Raw genomic sequence first — 20,555 nt, forward strand, 5'->3', positions numbered from 1 at the left:
TGGAAGATAGCGAATTTATAGACTACTGCCGATTCGACAGTTTTTCTCGGTTCTCGCTGTTCCTGAAGCGTTTATCCGTTAAGGAATATAGAAAAGCTTCCAAATCTTTCTTTTCCTGATCCGTTAGCCCCAGCGGCTTGGTCAGTAGCGGGTCCCGATTGATGGAGTTAGGGACAACCTTGTCGGGGTCATTGTAATACTCAATGACCTGAGCCAGCGTTTTAAACATCCCATTGTGCATGTAGGGTGCCGTCAAGGCAACGTTTCGAAGCGGACCGATTTTAAATTTACCCAGATCTGCGGCTTTCTTAGTGATTTCGGCCCGACCGCTATCGGTCAGAGCCTTACCATCGAACAAACCGATGTTTCGAAACTCCGAATTATTAAAATTGGCCCCAAAATGACATTGCACGCAATTTGCTTTCCCATTGAAGAGGGCAAAGCCGCGCTTAGCCGATTCATTCATGGCGGCTTCGTTGTCATTCATGCGCCAGTCATCAAACGGCGTCTCCGGTGTTTCCAGCGTTTGTTGAAATTCAGCCAGGGCTTTAGCCAAATTCTGTTCAGTCGGTAACTCGCCAAATGCCTGCTTGAAGTAAGCCCGGTACATCTTGTTCTTATTCATGCGTTTTACCGCTATATCGATGGGCAAATCCATTTCATCAGGATTGGCAATGGGTATCAATGCCTGCTCTTCCAAGGTAGCAGCCCTGCCATCCCAGAAGAAGCTCGTTTGTAATAGTACGTTCATGGCGGAAGGGGTGTTCCGTTTACCCTTGCGGCCAAATACACCAAGGCTTACTGCCGACGTATCGGCAAAGGCAAACTCTTCATGGTGGCAACTGGCGCAACTAATAGTGCGGTTTCGAGATAGAATAGGATCGAAAAATAGCCGCTTGCCTAGGGTTGCTTTGTCAGTCGGCTCCTCCACGGTGAACGCAGCTCCAACTAGGCTAATGGTCACCATTACCAGTAGCACACAGGTAGACGCTTTCATGGTTTTGCTGCTATTATCCGGCCTAAAGTTATCTTATCAAAACCTCTACGTCGTCCTCCGCACGTATCAGCAAGGACGGTTAACCGTACAGAATCCTGAGTGAAGAAGTCTAATTTATATGTGCCATAATAAGCCACATTGCAAATGGGGTCGGCATACAGCAGTGTGTCCTGCCGAACGGAGTACTTACCGCTGACAAACGTTTTGCCATTGACAAAGATATCGTTGGTGCCATCAGCCCGAAAGACCGTTACGACCGAACTACCATCCGGTGATTTCAATTGCCAGCGGCCTACTAGTAGGTCGGGGGGCTGAATGAACGAAACGGCTGCTACTGCCAGGCTAACCAGCGAAAAACAAACGACTTTTTTCATGATCGTAATAGGGTTTTGGTTCGACCCTACAAACCACGTCATTGCGGTCTACTTTCAAATTTGCGGGCGTTGCAAAGGCGTTTGATTACGTTACACCAAAGTCAGACAGCCCCCTACTGGGAGGAATTCGCTGATTTTTTCACCTCACTGGGCGGATAACCGAAGTGGCGGGAGAAGCTGGTTGAGAAATTAGCCGGATTGCCATACCCTACGCTGTAGGCCACTTCGGCTATCGTACCCACATTTCCCCGTAACAGATCATGAGCGCGCTGAAGCCGCAAGATACGGAGTAAATCGCCGGGCGTCTGATTGATGAGGGCCTTGAGTTTGCGATGAAGCTGAGTACGTCCTAAACCGACCTCTTCACACAGACGATCCACACTGTACTGTTCATCATCCAGATGGGTTTCCAGTGCTATACGTACCCGATTTAAAAAGGCTTGCTCCATGGAAGGTAGCGGACTGGTTTCCGACGGCCAAGGTGTTTGCTTACTCATTGTAACCCGACTGTAGTGTTCCCGCAATTGTCGGCGTAGGGTCAGGAGATTGGTGATCTGTGCCAGTAATTCCCGTTGGTGGAAAGGTTTGGCCAAATAACTGTCGGCACCGGTTTGAAGGCCTTCTATCTTACTCTCTAAATCGGCCCGAGCTGTCAGCATAATGATGGGAATATGGCTAGTACGTTCGTCCTGCTTAAGAATAGTACACACCTTATAGCCGTCCAGACGAGGCATCATTAAGTCCGTGATGACCAGATCGGGTACGTACTCCCACGCCAGTTGGATACCTTCCTCGCCGTTGCCTGCTTCTAAAATACGGTACGCATCTCCCAGCGAATAACGGATAAATCCGCGTACCTCTTCATTGTCCTCGATCAGTAACACCGTAGGTTTCTCGGTAGCCGATTCACTCCATTCTGACTGTTTAGTTTCCGAATCTACCAAAGCCGTCAATATAAAATCAGGGGATGTAATAACAGGTGGTTTCAGGGGTATTTCTAGCTTCGCAATTGCTTGTTCTTGACGTACTGGCAATCGAACGATGACGCTTGTACCCATACCTTCCTGGCTAGTAATTTGAATGGTACCGCCGTGCAGCTCGACCAGTTCTTTGGTGAGGGCCAACCCGATGCCGGTGCCTTCCTGTTCGCGGGTGTCCGAGGCATCGACCTGATAAAAGCGATCAAATACGTAAGGAAGTTTTTCGGCTCTAATACCGATGCCCGTGTCAGCAATCCGTAGTTCGACCCAGTCCTGATTCTGCTCGTTTTGATACGTTAAATTAACTGATACGTTGCCATCGACAGGGGTAAATTTCAGAGCGTTGGAAAACAAATTATATAGAATATTTTCCAACTTAGCACGGTCCATGGCAATCACCAGTTGATCGCGGTTTGACGTAAAATGCAGGCTAATCCGTCGTTGACGAGCCAGCGACTCAAACGAGTGGAGCGTCCCCTGGACTAACATCACCAAATCGCCGGGAGCAAGCGCCAATTCGGCTTTACCGGCTTCCAGCTTGCTCAGTTCCAGGAGTTGATTAATGAGCCGTAGCAGTCGCTGGGCGTTACGTTGCAATAGACCAACCTGCTGCTTGGTAGCTTCTTCCTTGGTTTGGGCCAGCACCTGTTCGGCGGGGCCCAGCATCAGGGTCAGGGGTGTGCGGAATTCATGGGTCAGGTTAGTGAAAAAACGAGATTTCACCCGGTCCATCTCGCGCAGTTTGTCAGCCTGTTGCTGGAGTTGTTCGGTGCGCTCGTGAACCGTCTGTTCCAATTGCTCATTCTGCTGGGCTATCAACTCCCGTTTCTCGGTTTCCTGAGCCAGGGTTTTGGCCGATAAGTCCTGAACCTGCCGGAGTTGTGTGGCCAGATTTCGGTTGGTGCGGGCGACATCCTGAGCCAGATAAATCGACGTACACAGCGGTAAAACCAGATAGCCAAATGTTGTAAACAGGGTCGAATTATACAAATCATTCACCCTATTAATCGTATGCCAAAGACCAAACAGGTCGGCTGGCCCGGCGAAAAATACGATGGCTACCGTGATTATGCCGACACCGATTAGCCACACCCCGGGCTGTCGGCGATGAATGGCTAGCAAAACCACCCGGAACACCTCCAGCGTACACACGAACAGAAATCCAAATAATAGAAGAAAAAGGGGTACTGACGGATTCAGCAGCCCATAGGTAATAAGCCCGACGGCCAGCCCGATAAATGCCCAGATTGATCGGAGTTGTCGGCCATAACCCACCGAGTAAATAAAGGCTACGGAGGTGATAGCCAGCGCAAAATTGGCGATCATAGCCACGTAACCAACCGCGTCCTGCCAGCTAGGGTCACGAAGGGTATAATCCAGATAGGCGCAAACGGAGTCTATTGTGGACAGGATTAACCAGCCGCTGTAGTACAAATTGGAGACGCGGCTTGGATAGCTCACAAACAGGATTAGGTGCAGCAGAGCAAATAGCCCGGTGGCAAAGGCTAATGCCAGTGGAAATGTAAAGATTCTGGACAGCCTAACAACCAGATCGGTCAGCGTTTCATGCAGCCCGATCTGCATCCTGAATCCCTGCTCATTCCACATGGTTCGGGAATTATAAGGCTGTCGGGCAGAGAGTCGAACGGCCAGTACATGGTCACCGGGCCGGGTAAAGCGGAAAGGGAGTAGATCATACTGAACCTGAACGTCGGTGTTGGTAGCCAGCGTGGCACCGATTTTTCCAAAACCACCAATTTTTTGCCCGTCCAGATAAATTTCCGATGCACTTCGCTGGACAACGCGCATGGCTAATTCAAGCCCTACTATACTCGAATCAACCTGAAAACGCCGTCTGAACCAGCCGACGCCGTTCCAGCCGGGCGGGATATCCGGCAAATCAAACGCACTGCGGTAGGATAGCCAGGTTCGGTCATCGAAGGTCGGATTGGCCCACTGAGCATTATGTCCTGGGTGAAATTTCCAGGCTGGTACTCGATGTAGCGAGTAACCGCAACAGGGGTATTTTAATAGACTATCGCGTGTTAACAATAAGGATGGTGTTTGAATCTGTGCCCTACTTAAAGTAACACTCATACAGCCGAAAAGAATACAGAAAAGAAGTCGTTTCATGAAGGTATATGGCTGGATAGGTAGGTGTGAAAACGTTTATCTCGGTAGATATTGACGTAGGAACCGGTTGACAATGCCGAAAAACTGGTCGGGTTGCTCAATGCTAGCCATGTGGCCACACCGATTAATTCCCTGTATTTCCACCTGGGGTAGCGCCTGCGTGAGGGGGTAAATCGTGGGAACTGCTATTGGATCCTGCCACCCAAAAACAGCTAGTGCGGGACCCTTGTAAGCCCGGAGTCGTTTGGGTAAGCCAGGCCCTTCATCGGCCTGCTGGGCCATGCTTTGCCAGATAAGCCCAAACACGGTTGGGTTTAAGACCCCTTTTACAATCTGAGTGCTGTATGTATCGATCAGGCTCCGGTCATAAATGTAGGGATAGCGGTTCAGCTTCCGTCGCTCCAACAGGGCTTTTTGCGGGTCGCGTTTAATAATCACCGAATCAGACCAGTAGCGTAAACTGTCGGCGAATTGCGCTCGACGCTGCTGCAAGCTGACGTCAACAATTTCGTAATACGTTCGGTCCATCTCAGCGTGGCCAGCTAAAACTAACAGTCCTACCCGGTCGGGATGCGTAGCCGCATAACATAAACTTAAGGTAGCCCCCCAGGAATGACCGCACAGGTTCAGTTTCTTCACCCCTAATCGTTGACGCAGTAACTCCAGATCAGCCACTGCCGCGGGTACGTTGATGGTGGTTTTATCCAGTGGTTTGGTCCATGACCGACCTGTACCGCGCTGCTCGAACAGGACCGCCCGATACGTTTTGCCTAGTTCCTCAGCTACATTGGATTCCTGACCCGCACTAAGACCGGGCCCACCGCTGAGTATCACAATAGGCGTACCCGAGCCATAGGTATGATAATATAGAACAGCGCTATCAAGGACGATTGAATCCGTTTTCACGGCGAGGGCGGTTCGGAGGTCCGCCTGGGCGGTGGCGACTACTGGAAGAAACATAGTCAGCCCAAACAATACAGTGAGATGGTGTGGAAATTCGCGCATGAGTCAAAGGTTTTAACGGTTTATTGATTGATATGTCCGCGCTGCATTCGCTACTATGCGGAGGGGCAGCAGCGTTAGGCAAAACAAGTCAACCGGCCCGACAGTCACGTTTGCATATTTCCTAAAAGCATTTGAAAATGTTCACCCACCTTCTTACGTGCCTCTTTTTTTGCACACGTTGCTAGAGGGGTAGCCGATCCAACTCGAGCACCATCAAAACCGATAACCGACCGTAAAGCCATAGCGGGGACCCAGGGCTTCTCTACTCATTAGCTCCGGCGTGATTGACCGTAGTGGTGGCCGGCTGGTCGGTAGTTGATATTGAAGCCCGAAAAACAAATCAATGACCAGGCGCTTCGGCGTCGCCTGCAAGCCAACCATACCACCAGGTATCCAAACGTATAGCTGCCGGACGGCTTTGACTAAGGTTCCGTTCTGATCCCGAATAAATTCGCCCTGGCTGTCGAACTGATAATCGTCGAGGGTGAGACGGGCGAAGCGCCCGTACACGCCGGCGTAGAAGCCAACCGGAGCGGCATGGCGTCGACTAAAGTAATGCCGATATTCCAGCGTCACCCGCTCGTAATGAAACGTACCCGGTGAGGGTACATTGGCTTTGTTGTTTTGGTAATCAAACCGATCGGAACCAAAACCCACTCCGCCAACCAGCGACGTACGCTTGGTTAAGACCCGTTCATAAAAGATAGACACATCGCCGACAAGCAAACTTAGCGGGCTGATCTTCAGCATATTTTTTCGGACGACTACCGAATCCGATACAGATTGGGCAGAAAGCGTATTTAGCGCGTTTAGTAACAGGACAACAAGTAGAGATTTTTTCACGAGGTAGATCAGTTAGAACGCTAGCCCAATGCACAAACCCAGGCGGAGATCGAAGCGGTAGTCCTCGGGTTTTGCCTCGGGCGGGTAGTAGGTAGTGCGCTCGGTGGTTATCCGGTATTGCATCCACGGAAAATAGCCCGCTCCCAGAAAAGCATCCAGCACAAATCCACCCCGGCTGATGAACTGAGTACCGACTACGGCTCCTCCTCCGAACATGGAGTAGAACACGGTGCCGTATTTCTGGCTCCCCAGTATCCCAATGTGTTCTTCGACTACGGATTGGTATCGGAGATATGGACTTACGTAAAATCCTTTCGGAGCCGGGCGATGCGCTGAAGGTAGTTGTTTCGATACGTAAAATCGGTACTCCGGAGTGAGGTTAAAAAAAGTAGACTTGCCAAAGAGACCCCAGGTAAGCGCCTTGACACCAAGTTGCAGGCTCTGCTGGTTGCCAGTAGGCACCTCTATCAACAGCGAGTACGGCCCCGTTAGGTTGGTCTTAACCAAGGCCGGGCGTAGGTACTGCCGCGTGGAGTCCTGGGCCACAGCAGCCGTGGAGATAAAGATGCCGATAGCGATAACGGTCGGCAGTAGCCAATTGGTTGTTCGGTGTTGCATCAGAAGCAGCTTGTTTTTACGCCCACCCCCAACCTGAGCAGATAGCAGGCTGGGGCAGCAGTACGGGTTCATGAATAGCCTTATCAAACTACCGACAGTTGACGTAGGCATAGGTGGTGGTGGCGATAACGTTGTCTTAGCTGACAGACGCATCGCTGGCCGTTGATTCGGTTAGGTAGCCGTTGCTATTCGTCTTGAGAATCGGGGTAATTTGCTTTATTAAAACAGACTCCCTTCCTGGCAATGATCTGTTTGCTGGCGTTGGTAGGTACCCCGAACCGATACACGCGTTTGCCCAATTCAGTAATTACGATTAAGGTGATGGATACGAGGTATGCGATGGAATTCATGAGACTTTACTTTACCGATAGCGATACATCGGTAAACGTGATTGCGCCGGTGGTATTCGGCATCATCAGCAAATAGATAATCAGCGACTCAACACCCGTCGTATACGGCAGCGTAACGGAGTATTCGGCAAAATCGGCAGTGCCTTTCATCGGTATCTGCCCTTCGGTAGATGCAATTAGCACGGCGGCTTGCCCTTTGCGGTCGCCCCGCAGCACGAGCGAAACACCCTTACCCTGTACCTGGTCCAGCCGCACGTTGGCTTTCAGGGTTAGGGAGCGCCCCACGCGCAAACTTGTGGGCGGAAAAAAGCTGTAAGCCCAGTAGCAGTACGTGGCCGTGTCGATAAGCGCCGATGTGCTCATGCCCAGCGTAAATGAAGCTGCTTTGGTAGAGAGTCCGACCAATCCCGTTCCCCCGGTAGGTGAGGTCGTCGCGGTGCTTCGGGTATAAAAGGTTTGTTGATAATTAGTAACATTGCTTTGGTTGCCCTCCTTTTCTACGTAAAAACGCCAGTCAGTAGCCGTTAGTGGGATGACATTGCCAGCCGATGGAAGGCTGGGGTTTCCGCTGGAAGTAGTCGAAGTGGCCTTCGGTAAGTAATCATCACGTTGGCAACTCAACAGGAACGAAGCCAGTAGTAGTGATAAAATCAGACGGGTTCGCATGGTCTTTTGGATGGTATGGACAAGAGTAAGTCGTACAGGTGGATGTTTAGCGTAGGGCAAGGGTAACGATGTCGGCGAACGTAGTCGTTTGATTCCTCTGATCGTTCGCCGTGACGCCCTCCCGTAGCGCGAGCCGGGTGTATACATGTAAGTCGGAATTAATCAGTTCGACGCTAACAGGCCTCTCATCAGCCAGCCGGACACCCCGATAAATCAGGACGGCACTGACGGGATCAGCGGTTGGGTCTTTTTTCGACTTGTACACCTTCAATTGGCAGTTCATCGGTAACGTAATGCCCTGCTCCAGCTCGTTCCGGACTATGGTTAGCAGAGTTTGCAGTTGCTGTAGGGTTTCCTGTGGCCGAAAGTGATAGTACACCTTATCTTCCGTCGCGGGTTGATCAGCTTCAACGTAACCCAACATGGGGCCTACTACGCCAATGAGCGAGAGTGACTTGTCGGAGGGAATCACAATGGGGTCTACCAGCAGCAGGTTACGCGGAGCGGGGCGATTGGCAAAGTAGCCCGAAGCCAAGAGTTCCAGCAATAGCGCCCCACTCGTTGAAGACCCGACCAGACCAATGTTTTGATAACCGGCTTTAAGCAGGGCATCGTACTCGGCAGTAATAGCGGCCTGCCAATCCCGCCAGGATGAATTCTTAAAGTCATCGTAACTACGACCATGGCCGCCCAGCAATACCTGCGACAAATAGACGTCGGTACGGCTGCCCAGAAACGCACGAAATTCGTCCCATTCAAACGTCGTAGCCGAATAGCCGTGGCAGGCAATCAGCACCGGTCGTCGCGCCTGCTCGGGAGAAGGTTGGGGAATCGCTTTCGAGATGAGGTAGTTTTCGGGTTTGTACAGGGATGGATCGAACCGGTTACCCCCATCCAGCATGGCCGGGGTGATGGCAGGCTCTTTGGCACAGGCCAGCGCCAGAACGGCCAGCAGTACTAAGCTGAGTAACGTTTTCATGGGTGGTTAGTGGATGCGTTCAACAGATTCCAGGTAATACTCGTCTGTACAAATACCGGATACAGGGTTCCAGGCCCCGATACGCCATTGCCCGTCAGTAGATTATAGCCGATTGAGCCGCTAACCTTCAAGGGCATTCTGGGGCAGAAACAAAGCCCTATTTCCGGAGAGGCCAACGGTGAACTACGCGGTAAGTCGTCGAACAGAGGCAGACCATAATCCGCCCTGAAATAGCCGATATTTGCCTTGACCAACGGCTGAATAAGCCACTGTGGGCGGAAATAATAGGCGGCAAAGAGCGTGATGTTATCTTGTTTGATGGCGTTTGACCCGAGCGCCGTTCCCAAACGCGACGTTACGTAGCTGGCCCCAACGTACAGGCGGCTATTGCTCCAGTTCGGACGCGTGTACTGCGCAGTAAGGCCGTTTTCGGTATAGAGGCCGATGCTTTTCTGAAGCCGGATGCCTACGTCCAATTGCCGCTGGCCAAACAACGTATCAGGAATCAGCAGGGCGAGTAAGCAAACAAAGAGGAAGGTTGTTCTCATGGAAGTAAAGGGCCGGGTTAGTTGACTTCCACCGATACGTCGCTGAAGGTGACGGTACCCGTTGTTTTAGGTAAGAGTAACAGGTACACGCTCACCAAATCAACCGATTTGGTGTAAGGTAATGTCAGCGTGTATTCCGTAAAATCGGCCGTTCCCCGGATCACTTTTTGCGTCTGCGTACTGGCAAACAAAGCCGCTGTCTGTACGCGCGTATCACCCCGTAGCGCTAGCGAGATCCCCGTACCCTGCACGTTGTCCAAACGCACTTTCGCCCGCAGGGTCAGCGTTTTACCTATCGTTAATTCGTTGCCGGGTTGAAAACCAGCTACCCAATAACTAAACGTACTGGTGTCTTTAATCGCCGTTGCCGAAAGGGGTAGTGAATAAGAGTTACCTGCCGTTGTACGGTTGTTCAGATAGCTGTTCGGGTTAGGTTCACCGAAATCAGCGGGATAGGCCTGCCAGTCGGTTCCGCCGAATGTAATGACGTTGTTAGTAGCCGGAGCGGGGCTGTCTTCGTTTTTAGTACAGCCGGTGGCCAGCCCCACCAGCAGAAGGAACAGAACGGTAAGATTTTTCATGGCTCAGGTGATTCGTGTGGATGTTGTTTAGGCTGATTCGGATAAAGCGATCATGACGCCAGGAACGATCTGGTATAGTTGCTGTATGTCGATATGTTACGTAAGTATGGGGCAGCAGGTGCGATCACTATTGCACATTCCGACTGTATACCGACACCAACTTCCAGTCGGTACCCTGTTTCTCCAGCACCCGTACCTCCCGACTTTTCAGAGTACCGTTGGCGCGTTGTCGGGTTTGTAGGAATGTGGCCGTTGCGGCTTTATCCACGATTGTCACCTGCATATTCTCCCGCTTGAACGTCGTGGCCGGACTCGGCGTTGGATCGGTAAAATAGCCCTCAAACATGCGGCTGTAGGCATCCCAGCCAGCCTGCGTCAGGATGCTGGTCGCTCCGCCTTGTGCCGTCCAGCTAACATAGGGTTCGTGTGCCCAGTGGCTAGCCCACTTCTCGCGATTTTTCGTAAAAAAGGCGTCGCTTTCGTCGGCAATGACGTTCCGGATGGCGGCTTCGTCGACGGCATAGGTACTCGCATCCCCACCGCCGTTCGTAGCGGCCAATGTTGTCTGCGCCTGGACAGAACCGACCATACCAGCGAAGCAAAGGGCAATGAATAGATTTTTCATGAGCGTAGAAACTGGTTTATGTGGAAAGAAAAAGTGTCCTGTTCTTAAATAGTTGACCAAAATCCAGGTCAACGTTTTCCGGGATGAGACGAGCGAGATAATGGGTAGTCTGATGTCCATGTTTGGCAAGAGAATGAGTGGTAAATAGCTTAGTTTATAGACCCATCTGAATCCTTGACAAAGTTTGGCAGAACGCCCGACGAGCAGTAGTACTTTTGTTACCAATCCTAGTAACTTTTCGCCCTCAGCGCAGCCGGTCAGGAAACAGCAGTACGTAGTCACACAGCTGATCCGCTTACCTGTTCTTGCTCACAAAACAATCCAGTGACCAGCAAACAGGCATTTGGAAATGTTGCAAAAGCCTTTGAAAATGTTCCGACAGAAAAATGGATCGACTCAACTGACCGTAGGCGTCTGTTATGCGGCCGACAAGCTATTGCCGGAACGGTTAAGCCACCCACCTCCGTACAGGCCTGAATCGATTAGCCAGACGAAGAATGGCCAGCCTGCTCTATCGTTTCAGGAAGTCCGTTGGGGTTTGCTGGTAATATTCGCGGAAGACGCGGGTGAAATAGGAAGGGGATTCAAAACCAACCATATACGCCGTTTCGGAGGCATTATGGCCTAATCGTAAAAGTTCAATGGCTTTTCGAAGCCGGTATTGACGAATGATTTCGAGGGGGGTGAGGTTGGTTAGAGTCTGGAGCTTCTGATTAAGCGCTTTTCGACTCATGGCCAGTTGTTCGGCCAGCCACTCTACCGATAACGAAGAATCGTCCAGCCGCTGCTCGAGTAGTACGTATAAGCGACGCAGGAACTGATCGGTCAAGGTGGGCAATGGGGATACTGAATCGGTCTGTGCTAATTGCTGCCGATAATGGTGGCGTAGTTTCTGCTGGCGGTCCAGTAAATTCCTGAGCCGTAAGCCCAATTCACCGATGTGAAACGGCTTGGTCAGGTAATCATCGGCCCCGTATTCATATCCTCGAAACCGACTTTCATATTCTAATTGGGCCGTCAGTAAAATAACGGCAATGTGATCCGTACTGGCGTCGGTTTTAAGCCGTTCGATCAGGTCGTAGCCGTTCATGCGGGGCATCATCAAATCGGTGATAATGACATCCGGCAACTCTTCTTTGGCCAGAATCCAACCGTCGTGACCGTTGGCAGCCACCCGAATCCGGTACGTCATGGCCAGTTCCGAAACGATAAATTCCCGCAGTTCAGCGTCGTCTTCTACAATTAGAATCAGCGGTTTGTCGCTGATCCCGTTCCCGGAAGGGAGCTGGCTGACGGGTGGGGGCTCGACGGTTAATACCGGTGTGAGAATTGACTGAGCCTCCACGATATCGCTCACGCGCTGCACCGGCAGATCCAGACTAAACCGGGTGCCCCGTTCCAGGCCCTCAATGCCGCTTTCGACCTGAATCTGTCCGTCCAGACGGGTAACCAGCTCATACACCAGGGCTAACCCGATACCCGTGCCTTCGTAGAGCGAATGGCGAACGGGATTAGCCTGGTAATAGCGGTCGAAAATATAGGGCAGTTTTTCGGTAGAAATTCCTACGCCCGTGTCCTGCACGGTTAAGCGGACTCCGGTAGGCGTCTGGAAGAGCCCTACAGTTATACTGCCGGTAGCCGTGTATTTAATGGCATTGGCTACCAGGTTGTAGAGGATCTTCTCCCATTTTCCGGCATCGAACAGGTAATTTCCGGTGGATAGATCCGTCTGGTAAATCAGCGAAAGATTTTTTATGTCTGCCGAAGGGCGAAACAGGTCAACGATCTGACGGATAAAATCCGGGAGGTTACCCACTTCGTGCACCAGGTCCATCTGCCGAGCTTCCAGTTTGTTAATGTCCAGGAGCTGGTTAATGAGTCGAAGTAATTGTCGGGCGTTTCGACGAACGGTCGTCAGCTGTTGCTGGTAGGGTACGGGTAAATCATCAGTTTCCAGCAGTTTATCGACTGGCGTAACGATTAACGACAAGGGGGTACGCAGTTCATGGGTAATGTTGGCGAAGAAGCGGGTTTTCATAGCGTCCATGGCTTTTAGCTCGGCCGCTTCCCGCACCTGCTGCACAGCCTGCTTTGCCTTCGCAATTGTGACCTCCAGGTCATCAAAGTTGATGGGCTTGGTAATAAAATCGAAGGCCCCTCGGTTCATCGCCAGGCGAATGTTGGCCATATCGCCGTAGGCTGTTACCATCACCGTGCGAACCATGGGGTTAACCTCCGTTACTTTACCCAACAAGGTGAGTCCGTCCATGCCGGGCATGTTAATATCGCTTAGCACCAGGTCAATGTCGGGTTGTTGCTCCAGCAAGCCCAGCGCTTCTTGACCGTCGTAAGCGAACACAAATTCATAGGTGCCGGCGCGAATTTGGGGACGGAACCACTTTTTAAACAGGGCCGCTAAATCTGCTTCATCATCAACAAGCAGAATCTTCGTTTTCATAAGTCTGGGGTGTGGTAGGGAAACTTACGATTTTATCGCATCCGGCCAGCAGCGATTTAGCCAGCGGACGAAGCGGTCGGTAAGGTGAGGGTGAACTCGGTTCCTTCGCCCGGCTGACTGCTCACTCGCATGCTGCCTCCGTGCCCCTTGGTGATGATGTCATAACTCAGTGACAGACCCAGGCCGGTGCCCTCCCCCGTTGGCTTGGTGGTGAAGAAAGGCTGGAAGATCTTAGCTTTCACCGCATCACTCATACCCATGCCGTTATCTCCGATGGCAAGCATGACCTCCCTGCCAACTCGCTGGGTGGCCACCCGTACTGTCGGCTGATACGTAACATCCTGAGTTTGCTGTTGCTGATGGCGGACCGCATAGAAAGCGTTGTTAAACAGGTTGAGCAGTACCCGCCCAATTTCTTGCGACATCAGGGCTACCTCGCCTACAGCCGGATCGAACGTAGTGACCAGTTCGCAGTTGAAGCTATTGTTTTTGGCCCGCCAGCCATGATAAGCTAGCCGCAGATACTCCTCCACCAGTTCGTTCAGATGAACAGGCCTGACTTCGCTGCTGGCACTACGTGCATGATCGAGCATGCCTTTGACGATGTTGGAAGCCCGGTTACCGTGATGCAGAATCTTGGTCAGGTTGTCTTTCAGATCAGTCAACAGTTCAACCTCTAAACTCGAATCAGGCTGGGGTTTCTGTTGTTCTTCTTCCAACTCTTCGACCAGTTCAGCGCTTAGCTCAGAGAAGTTATTGACGAAGTTCAAGGGGTTCTGGATCTCATGGGCGATGCCTGCCGTCAGCTCACCCAGGGAAGCCATCTTCTCCTTGTGGATGAGCTGAGTCTGGGTTTTTTTTAGATCGTTCAGGGTTTGTTCGATCTCCTGCTTTTGCTGGGCAAGCAGGGCGTTGGTCCGTTGCTTCTGCTGGTTATTGCGCCACTGAATAAAAGCGATTAGTACAAACACTAGCACCAGAAATATTAGTGAAGCGATAAGATACAATTGCCGGTTTTTAGCGCGTTGTTCCAATAAGTTTTGCTTCTCTGATTCATACTGCGCTTTTACTTGTAATAACTCCTTGGTTTTAGCCGTATTCGAAAGGCTATCCCGATACAGGGTATACAACTTGTAGTGTTGGTAAGCTTGCTTATAGTCGCCTTGCATACTATCTAATTTGGCAAGGTGGCTATACGTTAATTCCAGATTATCAACCCTGCCATATTTTAGCGATTCCCGCAATCCTTTCTCTAAATAGTCTTTAGCAATAGGTAGTTGATTTTGTTTTCGGTAAAGACTTCCCAACATTGTATAGGTTTCCGCGATGGCTTCATTAGCATCCATTTTTCGCCATAATGCTAACGCTTTGACTTTATTAGCCATGGCTTCTCTGTAGTTAATCATCGCCAGGCGATTGTTTCCAGCCGCCACGGCTGAATCCCCCTGATGCTCATAGGTGTTTCCTAAACCCGTGTGCGTGAACGGTATAAGCCATTCGGGCCCGTCGTATTCGGGGTCTCTAACGATTTTCAGCGCAGCTAGCGAATTCTGTATAGCTTTCGTATGCTTCCCTTGACTTGAATAGATAGCGGCCATCGACATAAGAGTTTGCGCTATACCCGACTTATGATTAATGGCTTTCCGAATGTCTAATGAATACTGATAATTTTTCAGGGCTTCTATGTCGTCTTTTTGCTCACGAAAGATAGCCCCTATGCGCTGGAGCGCATCCGCTTCATCCATTCGCCTTCCCGCCTTTTGCGCCGACTGTAAAATCAGGTATAAATATTTGAGCGTACCCGGATAGTTAAATTGATAATAATACGATTGAGAGAGTAATGAGTACTCATATTCTTCGTCTTTTTTGTCTCCCAGTTTCGCTCTTATCGCGTGTGACTTCAGGATATTTTCTCTGGCTTCAGGATACTTTTTCAAATCTTCTAAATAAATAACTCCAAGCAGCCTATAGGCGTTGGCTTCTTCCAGTTTATCGCCCGCCTGTTGAGCAGAAAGCAACATTTGGTTAGCATAGTTAATTGCTTCAGCAGAGTTAGACTCCCCCACATACGTTTTGGCGATTAGGGAATGCTCGTAGGCTACAAACCGTTTGTCTCCTATTTCTTTTCGTATGGCTTGCGATTTTAGAATATTTTGCCTGGCTTCAGCATACTTTTTCAGATCGAAAAGATAAATGTTGCCAAGTCGGGCGTAGGATGGCGCTTGTTTTTCCTTAGAATTAATTTTCTGAGCCAGTGCTAAAGCTTCATTCGCATACCGTATGGCCGTGGGAAAATCATTCATTTTCCCGGCCTCTCTACTGATACTCAGCAGGGTGTTGACACGATTGGTATCCTGCTTTTGAGTAGTCAATACCCTTTGCAGGGAGTCAATTAGCGTTGTCTGGGCTTTCGAGGGCAAAGCGCAAACTAGCAGACCAACGGAAAGAACAAATGTGTGGATAAGGGTTTTCATGATTATCTATCATTTGCAGAGCGCTCAGAGGACGCTGGTAATGAGTTCGTTTGAGCTCCCGGCTTTCTTGGTGACAGGGACAAAGATGGCCACGTTACGGCAAGCCGACTAGTACTTTTGACACCAATTCTGTAACTTTCATACCATGAAGCTGTTTAAAGTTTAAAGTATCGTAGCAGCAGACTACAAAATGCCAGCCAATGTAGGACTAGCCAGTTGCTGGCTTTGGTTTTGAAGCGCACAAACAACGCCTTAGTAGCCATCCAAACAGGCGTTGGTGCGCTTCAAAACCAACCGGTGTTGATACAAGACCTCATAACCGTCCGATCCTCAATCTTCAAGCAGTCCACTATTTGGGAGGCCCTCAATTCATCCACAGAAACAGATTATCGCAAGTGCGCTATTTGAGAAGGCGATTGACTAGCTTATGAAGACAAACTACGAGTTCAAGCTGAACGACTTAGTCACGCTAATAAACCCGAAGGCTGCAGAGTTTGGAGCTTCTAATGCTGACATTGACTGGCCTGTCCCGGTCATCAGCCAATATGGACAGCGGGTACACTGCTGGAACAGTCAACAGCGTGAATTCATAATTACCCTGAGTGCAACCGAAATTAAGAAAGTCAGTTGATACGTCAGGTTATTAAACTAATGGGTGAGAATAAGATAGTAAGTTGAATGCATTCGCTACTGTTCTATCCCTCTTATAATGAAAAGTCTATCCCGTAAACGCTTTTGGGTTTTAACAAAGGTCGTACTGTCTCCCAGACCTATGACAAGCAAACATTTAGCTAAGCCTTCTCGTGGTTAATTCAGATTATCACGGGTAACTAAGTGTATAGCATAGTGACCCTGACAGAATTGTTGGACCTATAAAAACGCGTTTACCTTGTGCAATTAAATAACAAGATTGCCACGAGTAGCCCAGCCTTAATCACCCCTTAAGCTTTTTACGAAATAGTATAAAAAGTATGATTATAACGACTTCACCTATAAATTTCCCGTTCTCTACTAATGAGGTTTTCCATTCAAATATGTTCCAGTCGCCACTTACCGAAGCAATAGTCAGGTAGCTTACTAGTAAGCTAACCAGTATGATCCAGAGTGATCCTATAAAAAAATTCCTGTTCACAGCCTGTTGCGTTTGGAATTGCACCCTTGAGTATATAGTTACTGAGTCATGAATAAAAACGACTTCACCTCCTCATTTATTAGGAACGTTGTGTGAGGTGGCCCGGTTTAGCGGCACGCTGAATTTGTCAGATTTGCGTAATACTCCTGTTCAAACTGTTGAGGTTTTTGTAGCCCAGCGACGACAGCCCGGTCGTCGCTGGGCTTTCTCTCTAGGTTATAATATGCCTCAATATAATCGAAGAGTTCGGTGCGTGATCATCGACGCTCAGGAACGCTCCTCCTAACAACTCCGCCTTTAGGTTTGTGGGGTTGCAGCCGCGGTGGTACGCCATCACGGTACTATTCGTAGCATACGTTTTTCAAATCACCATTATGCACTACAAAATAGCGCAAGTGACAAGCGCCAAACTAGTGGGCCTATTACTTGCGCTAAACCTGTTTTTGTTGAATCTACTTACTTAACTAGATTCCTGAAGGCTGATCCGAAGATCAGATAGCTGGTGTTGCCGGCAATCGTGCCTTCGTTCTGTCCCCAGAAGAACGGCCAGTCGTCGTAGTTTTCAAAGTGGTCGGGTTTTCTGAACAACAAACCAGGAGCCACATTGCCCGGAATGAACGAGAAATCCGCCCGGTTATTTCCGTAGAAGACGGCTTTAGGACGCGTGGCCCCCACCGTGGCTACCAACGAATAGTTATGATACGGATGGCAGCCAAACAGGTAATTGCTCACCTTATACGCATGGCTGGCGTCAACAACATCCGGGAAATACTTGCTGGCAAAACAAACCGTGGTGCCAAAGTTGATGACTTCGCCACTACCAGCCCAGTTACCAAGGCCAATTGGCACACCGTAGGGATTGTTCTTCTCAAGCCCTTTGATATAGTCATTATACTTGACTACATACGGCCGCAACTTTTCCTTATAGGCTGCATCCATGTGCGGGATCGCGTCCAGGGCCGTCAACAAAGTAAAATTCACGTTACGGTCGAGCGCGGGCCACAGAAGCTCCTGAAACTTATCGAGGTACTGTTTCTCCCCGGTTGAGATGTACAACTGAAGGTTAGACGAAGCGCTTGAGCCAAACCGTCTGGCAAAGCTGTCCTGCGGGAGGTTGGCTATGAGTTCGGTTGCTTCTTTGAGCAGTCGTTTCGACTGTTGCAACGCCCTCGCCGACAGGTCATCGTTGTAGCCCTTCAAGGCCCGGCTAGCGGCTGCCAGCATCGTGGCAGCGCTCATATCAAGGCCGGGATTACGGGTGGTAAACGCCCAAAGATCATCCTTAACCCCGCTCGACCGGCCATCCGGCGCCACTTCATAAGGGGCAAGGTTCGGGTTATACGGCAGGCCATCGGTCAGCGAGGCTGCGTCGCCAAGGTGGTGATAATTGTCCAGCACAGCGTTCGAGAGCGTTTGCGACATGTGGCCGATATTCTCAGCCTGCGCTACCAGATTCAGGGTGCCGTGCTCGATGAACTGCAATACGTCGGGCGTGCCATCGGGCCGGTGAAGGTCAACGTAACGCTGCTTCTGGCTGACAAACGTTTGGTCGCGCTGCGGCTTAAAATATTCCCACGTCCGTACGAAATTTTGCACGACCCCAATATTGGCCCCGGTCTCGATGTCAAAATCACCGGCGTCGAAGAAGCCACCTACGTTCAGGCCAGGGATCGGCTCGAGCGCTTTGTATTTAGTGTCGGTGGTTGGTCCTTGTGCGTGCAGGTCGAAGTGGTCGGTGTTGGGTGGGGCTTGCCGATAGCCTTCTTTGAACGGCTCGCCATGCCATACCCGGTATGCCTCGTTAACCGTCATGTGGTTCATGTGGATCGGAATCCAGATGTCGCTGGTGGCATCGGTGATCTTGTCGTAGACGCTGTTTTCGATCAGGAAGTTATTCGTCTGGAAATTACCGTACTTGATATAGTAGATACCAGGTTCTTTGACCGACGTAAAATCGAACTTCACGTAGTGGTACTTATAATAGTCACCCCAGGGCTGTATTTTACCACTGTATACCGAAGCGGGATTTCCGTCGGCCCCAATCTTATAAAGCGAGGCCGTTGCCTGTGGCTTATCTTTCTTGTCGAGCTCGATGACAGCCACTTTTTGCTGTGCAGGAAGATAGCCAACCTGCGAAAAACCGATATTGGGTTCACGTACCCAGCCTTTGATCGCATTGGGCTCGACGGTCCAGGTCAAGACCTTACCGGTTTTTCCCGCAGGCAACATGCTGCGGACGACGAACCAGCCGTTTTGAGCCAGCACACGGCCGTCATACAGCATGAGGTCGGCATCCTGTGATGTGATTTTAATCAGGCGTGAAGGCTCGTCGGGTGCCAGCAGGAAGGTACGTCCTTTTTCCAGCGGCAGCGGATCGACAAACCGGCCGGTTCCGCGGTCGTCCGATGTGTTATACCCCTTGAATTGCTTTGGTTTTTCGCTGTTAGGCTTAGTCATGCTATTACCCACCACATAGCGCGGAAACCGATTGTAACGCCCATCCATCAGATAAGCCTTACCCCAATACTGAGAAGGCAAAAACTCAAGGTTGAATCCGGCAGCACTTTCCAGAGCTTTAGGAACAGGTTTGTCGAGATAAACCGCGATTTCTACCCCTTTGCCCTTTGGCGTTACGACGACTCTTGATTCAAAATCGTAGTCTTTATACCGCAGGGTAGCCTCAATCGTATTCGACGCACGGTCTACCTTCCGGTTGGAAATGTCCGGCACAAGATCCCACTGCTCCGGGGTATTGGAAAGCCGTACGGCACCGCCCTGCGCGGTTCGGACACCGTGATGAATCAGTTCGATACCGGCGTTCTTCTCATCGTTGAAACCTCCCGTAAACAGGTTGTTGTACACGAGTACGTTGACGCCCTGTGTCTCGAAATACTCAAGGTTGTTGAGTTTTAAATCCTGACTCGAAGCATACTGGTATGCCCCAAGTACTAGTAGGATTACTGATAAAAAAGTTATTTTTTTCATGTTCGCAAAAAAGGGTTCTTCACAGGAATTCACTTATTTTAATATGACTTTATCTATACTTTATACCCTTTATGTGCTGTATTTATTTTCTATTCTGTTTATACTTTTTTGTACATAAAAAGCCTGTCTAAACTTTTGTTACAAAGCATAGTCTTTGGCATTTCGACCAGTCTGCCGATGCAGGAAGGTGGAAGCTTACTCTTTAACGCGAACTATGAGATTTACCCTAATCTAATAGGCTGACGCACAGCCCTGCGCCAGCCATTTTGTTTTGTTAGAAAATCCTATCTCGATAACATAGCGCTTAACTAACTACTAATAACCAGCATGCTGCATTTCCTATAGTTAGCCTTTAGCTTCAAAGTCTAACTGTCGTCCTTCTTCCATTGCCTTTTTGTCAAGAATGGTACCCACCAATAGACCAATGGCCATTCCAATGGGTAGTCCAACCCCCAACAAACCAATGTTTCCGGCCGATAAGCCAATAGCGACGCCTATCGGCACCCCAAAACTAGTAAAGCCGAAGATCGCCCAGAATTTTTTGTAATAGTTTTTCGGAACGATTTTTAGCTCCTTCTCAACGACTTTTACGATTTTGCTCTCCGCAGTCTTCACTGTTTTGGCGAACCCTTTGCCCGTGTCGGTGGCGTAATTGACATGGTCAATTACCTCATCAATCAACGCAACGACTTTGGGGGCTAAAGTTCTTTTCCCTAGCTCATTCAGTAGGTCGCCAAGCTGTTTGTAAGCCGAGGCTGTTTTTTGATCAGTTGAAATCTCGGGTCTTTCAATGAGCGTTTTCATGGT

16 protein-coding genes are annotated in these 20,555 nt (G+C 50.0%); all 16 read right to left on the reverse strand.

Annotation, left to right across the window (positions count from 1 at the left end):
* Positions 1 to 22: 22 nt before the first annotated feature.
* The gene (locus ACYVIY_RS11830; protein WP_460976560.1) at positions 23 to 997 is read right to left on the reverse strand and encodes a cytochrome-c peroxidase; all 975 of its coding nucleotides are present in this window, start codon (positions 995 to 997) and stop codon (positions 23 to 25) included.
* Positions 994 to 1,371: a hypothetical protein gene (locus ACYVIY_RS11835; RefSeq protein ID WP_460976561.1), complete on the reverse strand. Its 378-nt coding sequence runs from the start codon at positions 1,369 to 1,371 to the stop codon at positions 994 to 996. Before ACYVIY_RS11835 ends, ACYVIY_RS11830 begins: the two co-directional genes overlap by 4 nt.
* A gap of 113 nt (positions 1,372 to 1,484) precedes the next feature.
* Positions 1,485 to 4,484 carry a hybrid sensor histidine kinase/response regulator transcription factor gene (locus tag ACYVIY_RS11840; RefSeq protein WP_460976562.1) on the reverse strand — a complete coding sequence of 1,000 codons (3,000 nt, stop codon included), beginning with the start codon at positions 4,482 to 4,484 and terminating at the stop codon, positions 1,485 to 1,487.
* Between the two features lie 36 nt (positions 4,485 to 4,520).
* Entirely contained in the window at positions 4,521 to 5,489 is a 969-nt protein-coding gene (locus ACYVIY_RS11845) for an alpha/beta fold hydrolase (RefSeq protein ID WP_460976563.1), read from the reverse strand.
* Between the two features lie 213 nt (positions 5,490 to 5,702).
* Positions 5,703 to 6,332, reverse strand: a complete 630-nt coding sequence (locus tag ACYVIY_RS11850) for a hypothetical protein (protein WP_460976564.1) — start codon at positions 6,330 to 6,332, stop codon at positions 5,703 to 5,705.
* A gap of 12 nt (positions 6,333 to 6,344) precedes the next feature.
* Entirely contained in the window at positions 6,345 to 7,061 is a 717-nt protein-coding gene (locus tag ACYVIY_RS11855) for a hypothetical protein (RefSeq protein ID WP_460976565.1), read from the reverse strand.
* 74 nt (positions 7,062 to 7,135) lie between these two features.
* Entirely contained in the window at positions 7,136 to 7,300 is a 165-nt protein-coding gene (locus tag ACYVIY_RS11860; RefSeq protein ID WP_460976566.1) for a hypothetical protein, read from the reverse strand.
* Between the two features lie 6 nt (positions 7,301 to 7,306).
* Positions 7,307 to 7,966 (reverse strand): hypothetical protein, encoded by a 660-nt coding sequence (locus tag ACYVIY_RS11865; RefSeq protein ID WP_460976567.1) that lies wholly within the window; start codon positions 7,964 to 7,966, stop codon positions 7,307 to 7,309.
* A 46-nt stretch (positions 7,967 to 8,012) separates the two neighbouring features.
* Positions 8,013 to 8,945, reverse strand: coding sequence for an alpha/beta hydrolase (locus tag ACYVIY_RS11870; RefSeq protein WP_460976568.1), 933 nt, complete (start codon positions 8,943 to 8,945; stop codon positions 8,013 to 8,015).
* Positions 8,942 to 9,493 (reverse strand): hypothetical protein, encoded by a 552-nt coding sequence (locus ACYVIY_RS11875; RefSeq protein WP_460976569.1) that lies wholly within the window; start codon positions 9,491 to 9,493, stop codon positions 8,942 to 8,944. The genes ACYVIY_RS11870 and ACYVIY_RS11875 overlap by 4 nt, the downstream gene beginning before the upstream one ends.
* 17 nt (positions 9,494 to 9,510) lie before the next feature.
* Positions 9,511 to 10,074 carry a hypothetical protein gene (locus tag ACYVIY_RS11880; RefSeq protein ID WP_460976570.1) on the reverse strand — a complete coding sequence of 188 codons (564 nt, stop codon included), beginning with the start codon at positions 10,072 to 10,074 and terminating at the stop codon, positions 9,511 to 9,513.
* A gap of 127 nt (positions 10,075 to 10,201) precedes the next feature.
* Entirely contained in the window at positions 10,202 to 10,699 is a 498-nt protein-coding gene (locus ACYVIY_RS11885) for a Cif family virulence factor (protein WP_460976571.1), read from the reverse strand.
* Positions 10,700 to 11,210: 511 nt separating this feature from the next.
* On the reverse strand, positions 11,211 to 13,157 hold the full coding sequence (locus tag ACYVIY_RS11890) for a response regulator (RefSeq protein WP_460976572.1): 1,947 nt from the start codon (positions 13,155 to 13,157) through the stop codon (positions 11,211 to 11,213).
* A gap of 56 nt (positions 13,158 to 13,213) precedes the next feature.
* Positions 13,214 to 15,631, reverse strand: coding sequence for an ATP-binding protein (locus ACYVIY_RS11895; protein WP_460976573.1), 2,418 nt, complete (start codon positions 15,629 to 15,631; stop codon positions 13,214 to 13,216).
* Positions 15,632 to 17,219: 1,588 nt separating this feature from the next.
* Positions 17,220 to 19,748 (reverse strand): glycoside hydrolase family 9 protein, encoded by a 2,529-nt coding sequence (locus tag ACYVIY_RS11900; protein WP_460976574.1) that lies wholly within the window; start codon positions 19,746 to 19,748, stop codon positions 17,220 to 17,222.
* A 345-nt stretch (positions 19,749 to 20,093) separates the two neighbouring features.
* The gene (locus tag ACYVIY_RS11905) at positions 20,094 to 20,552 is read right to left on the reverse strand and encodes a hypothetical protein (RefSeq protein ID WP_460976575.1); all 459 of its coding nucleotides are present in this window, start codon (positions 20,550 to 20,552) and stop codon (positions 20,094 to 20,096) included.
* Between the last annotated feature and the right edge of the window lie 3 nt (positions 20,553 to 20,555).

The sequence above is a fragment of the Spirosoma knui genome (assembly GCF_054780635.1).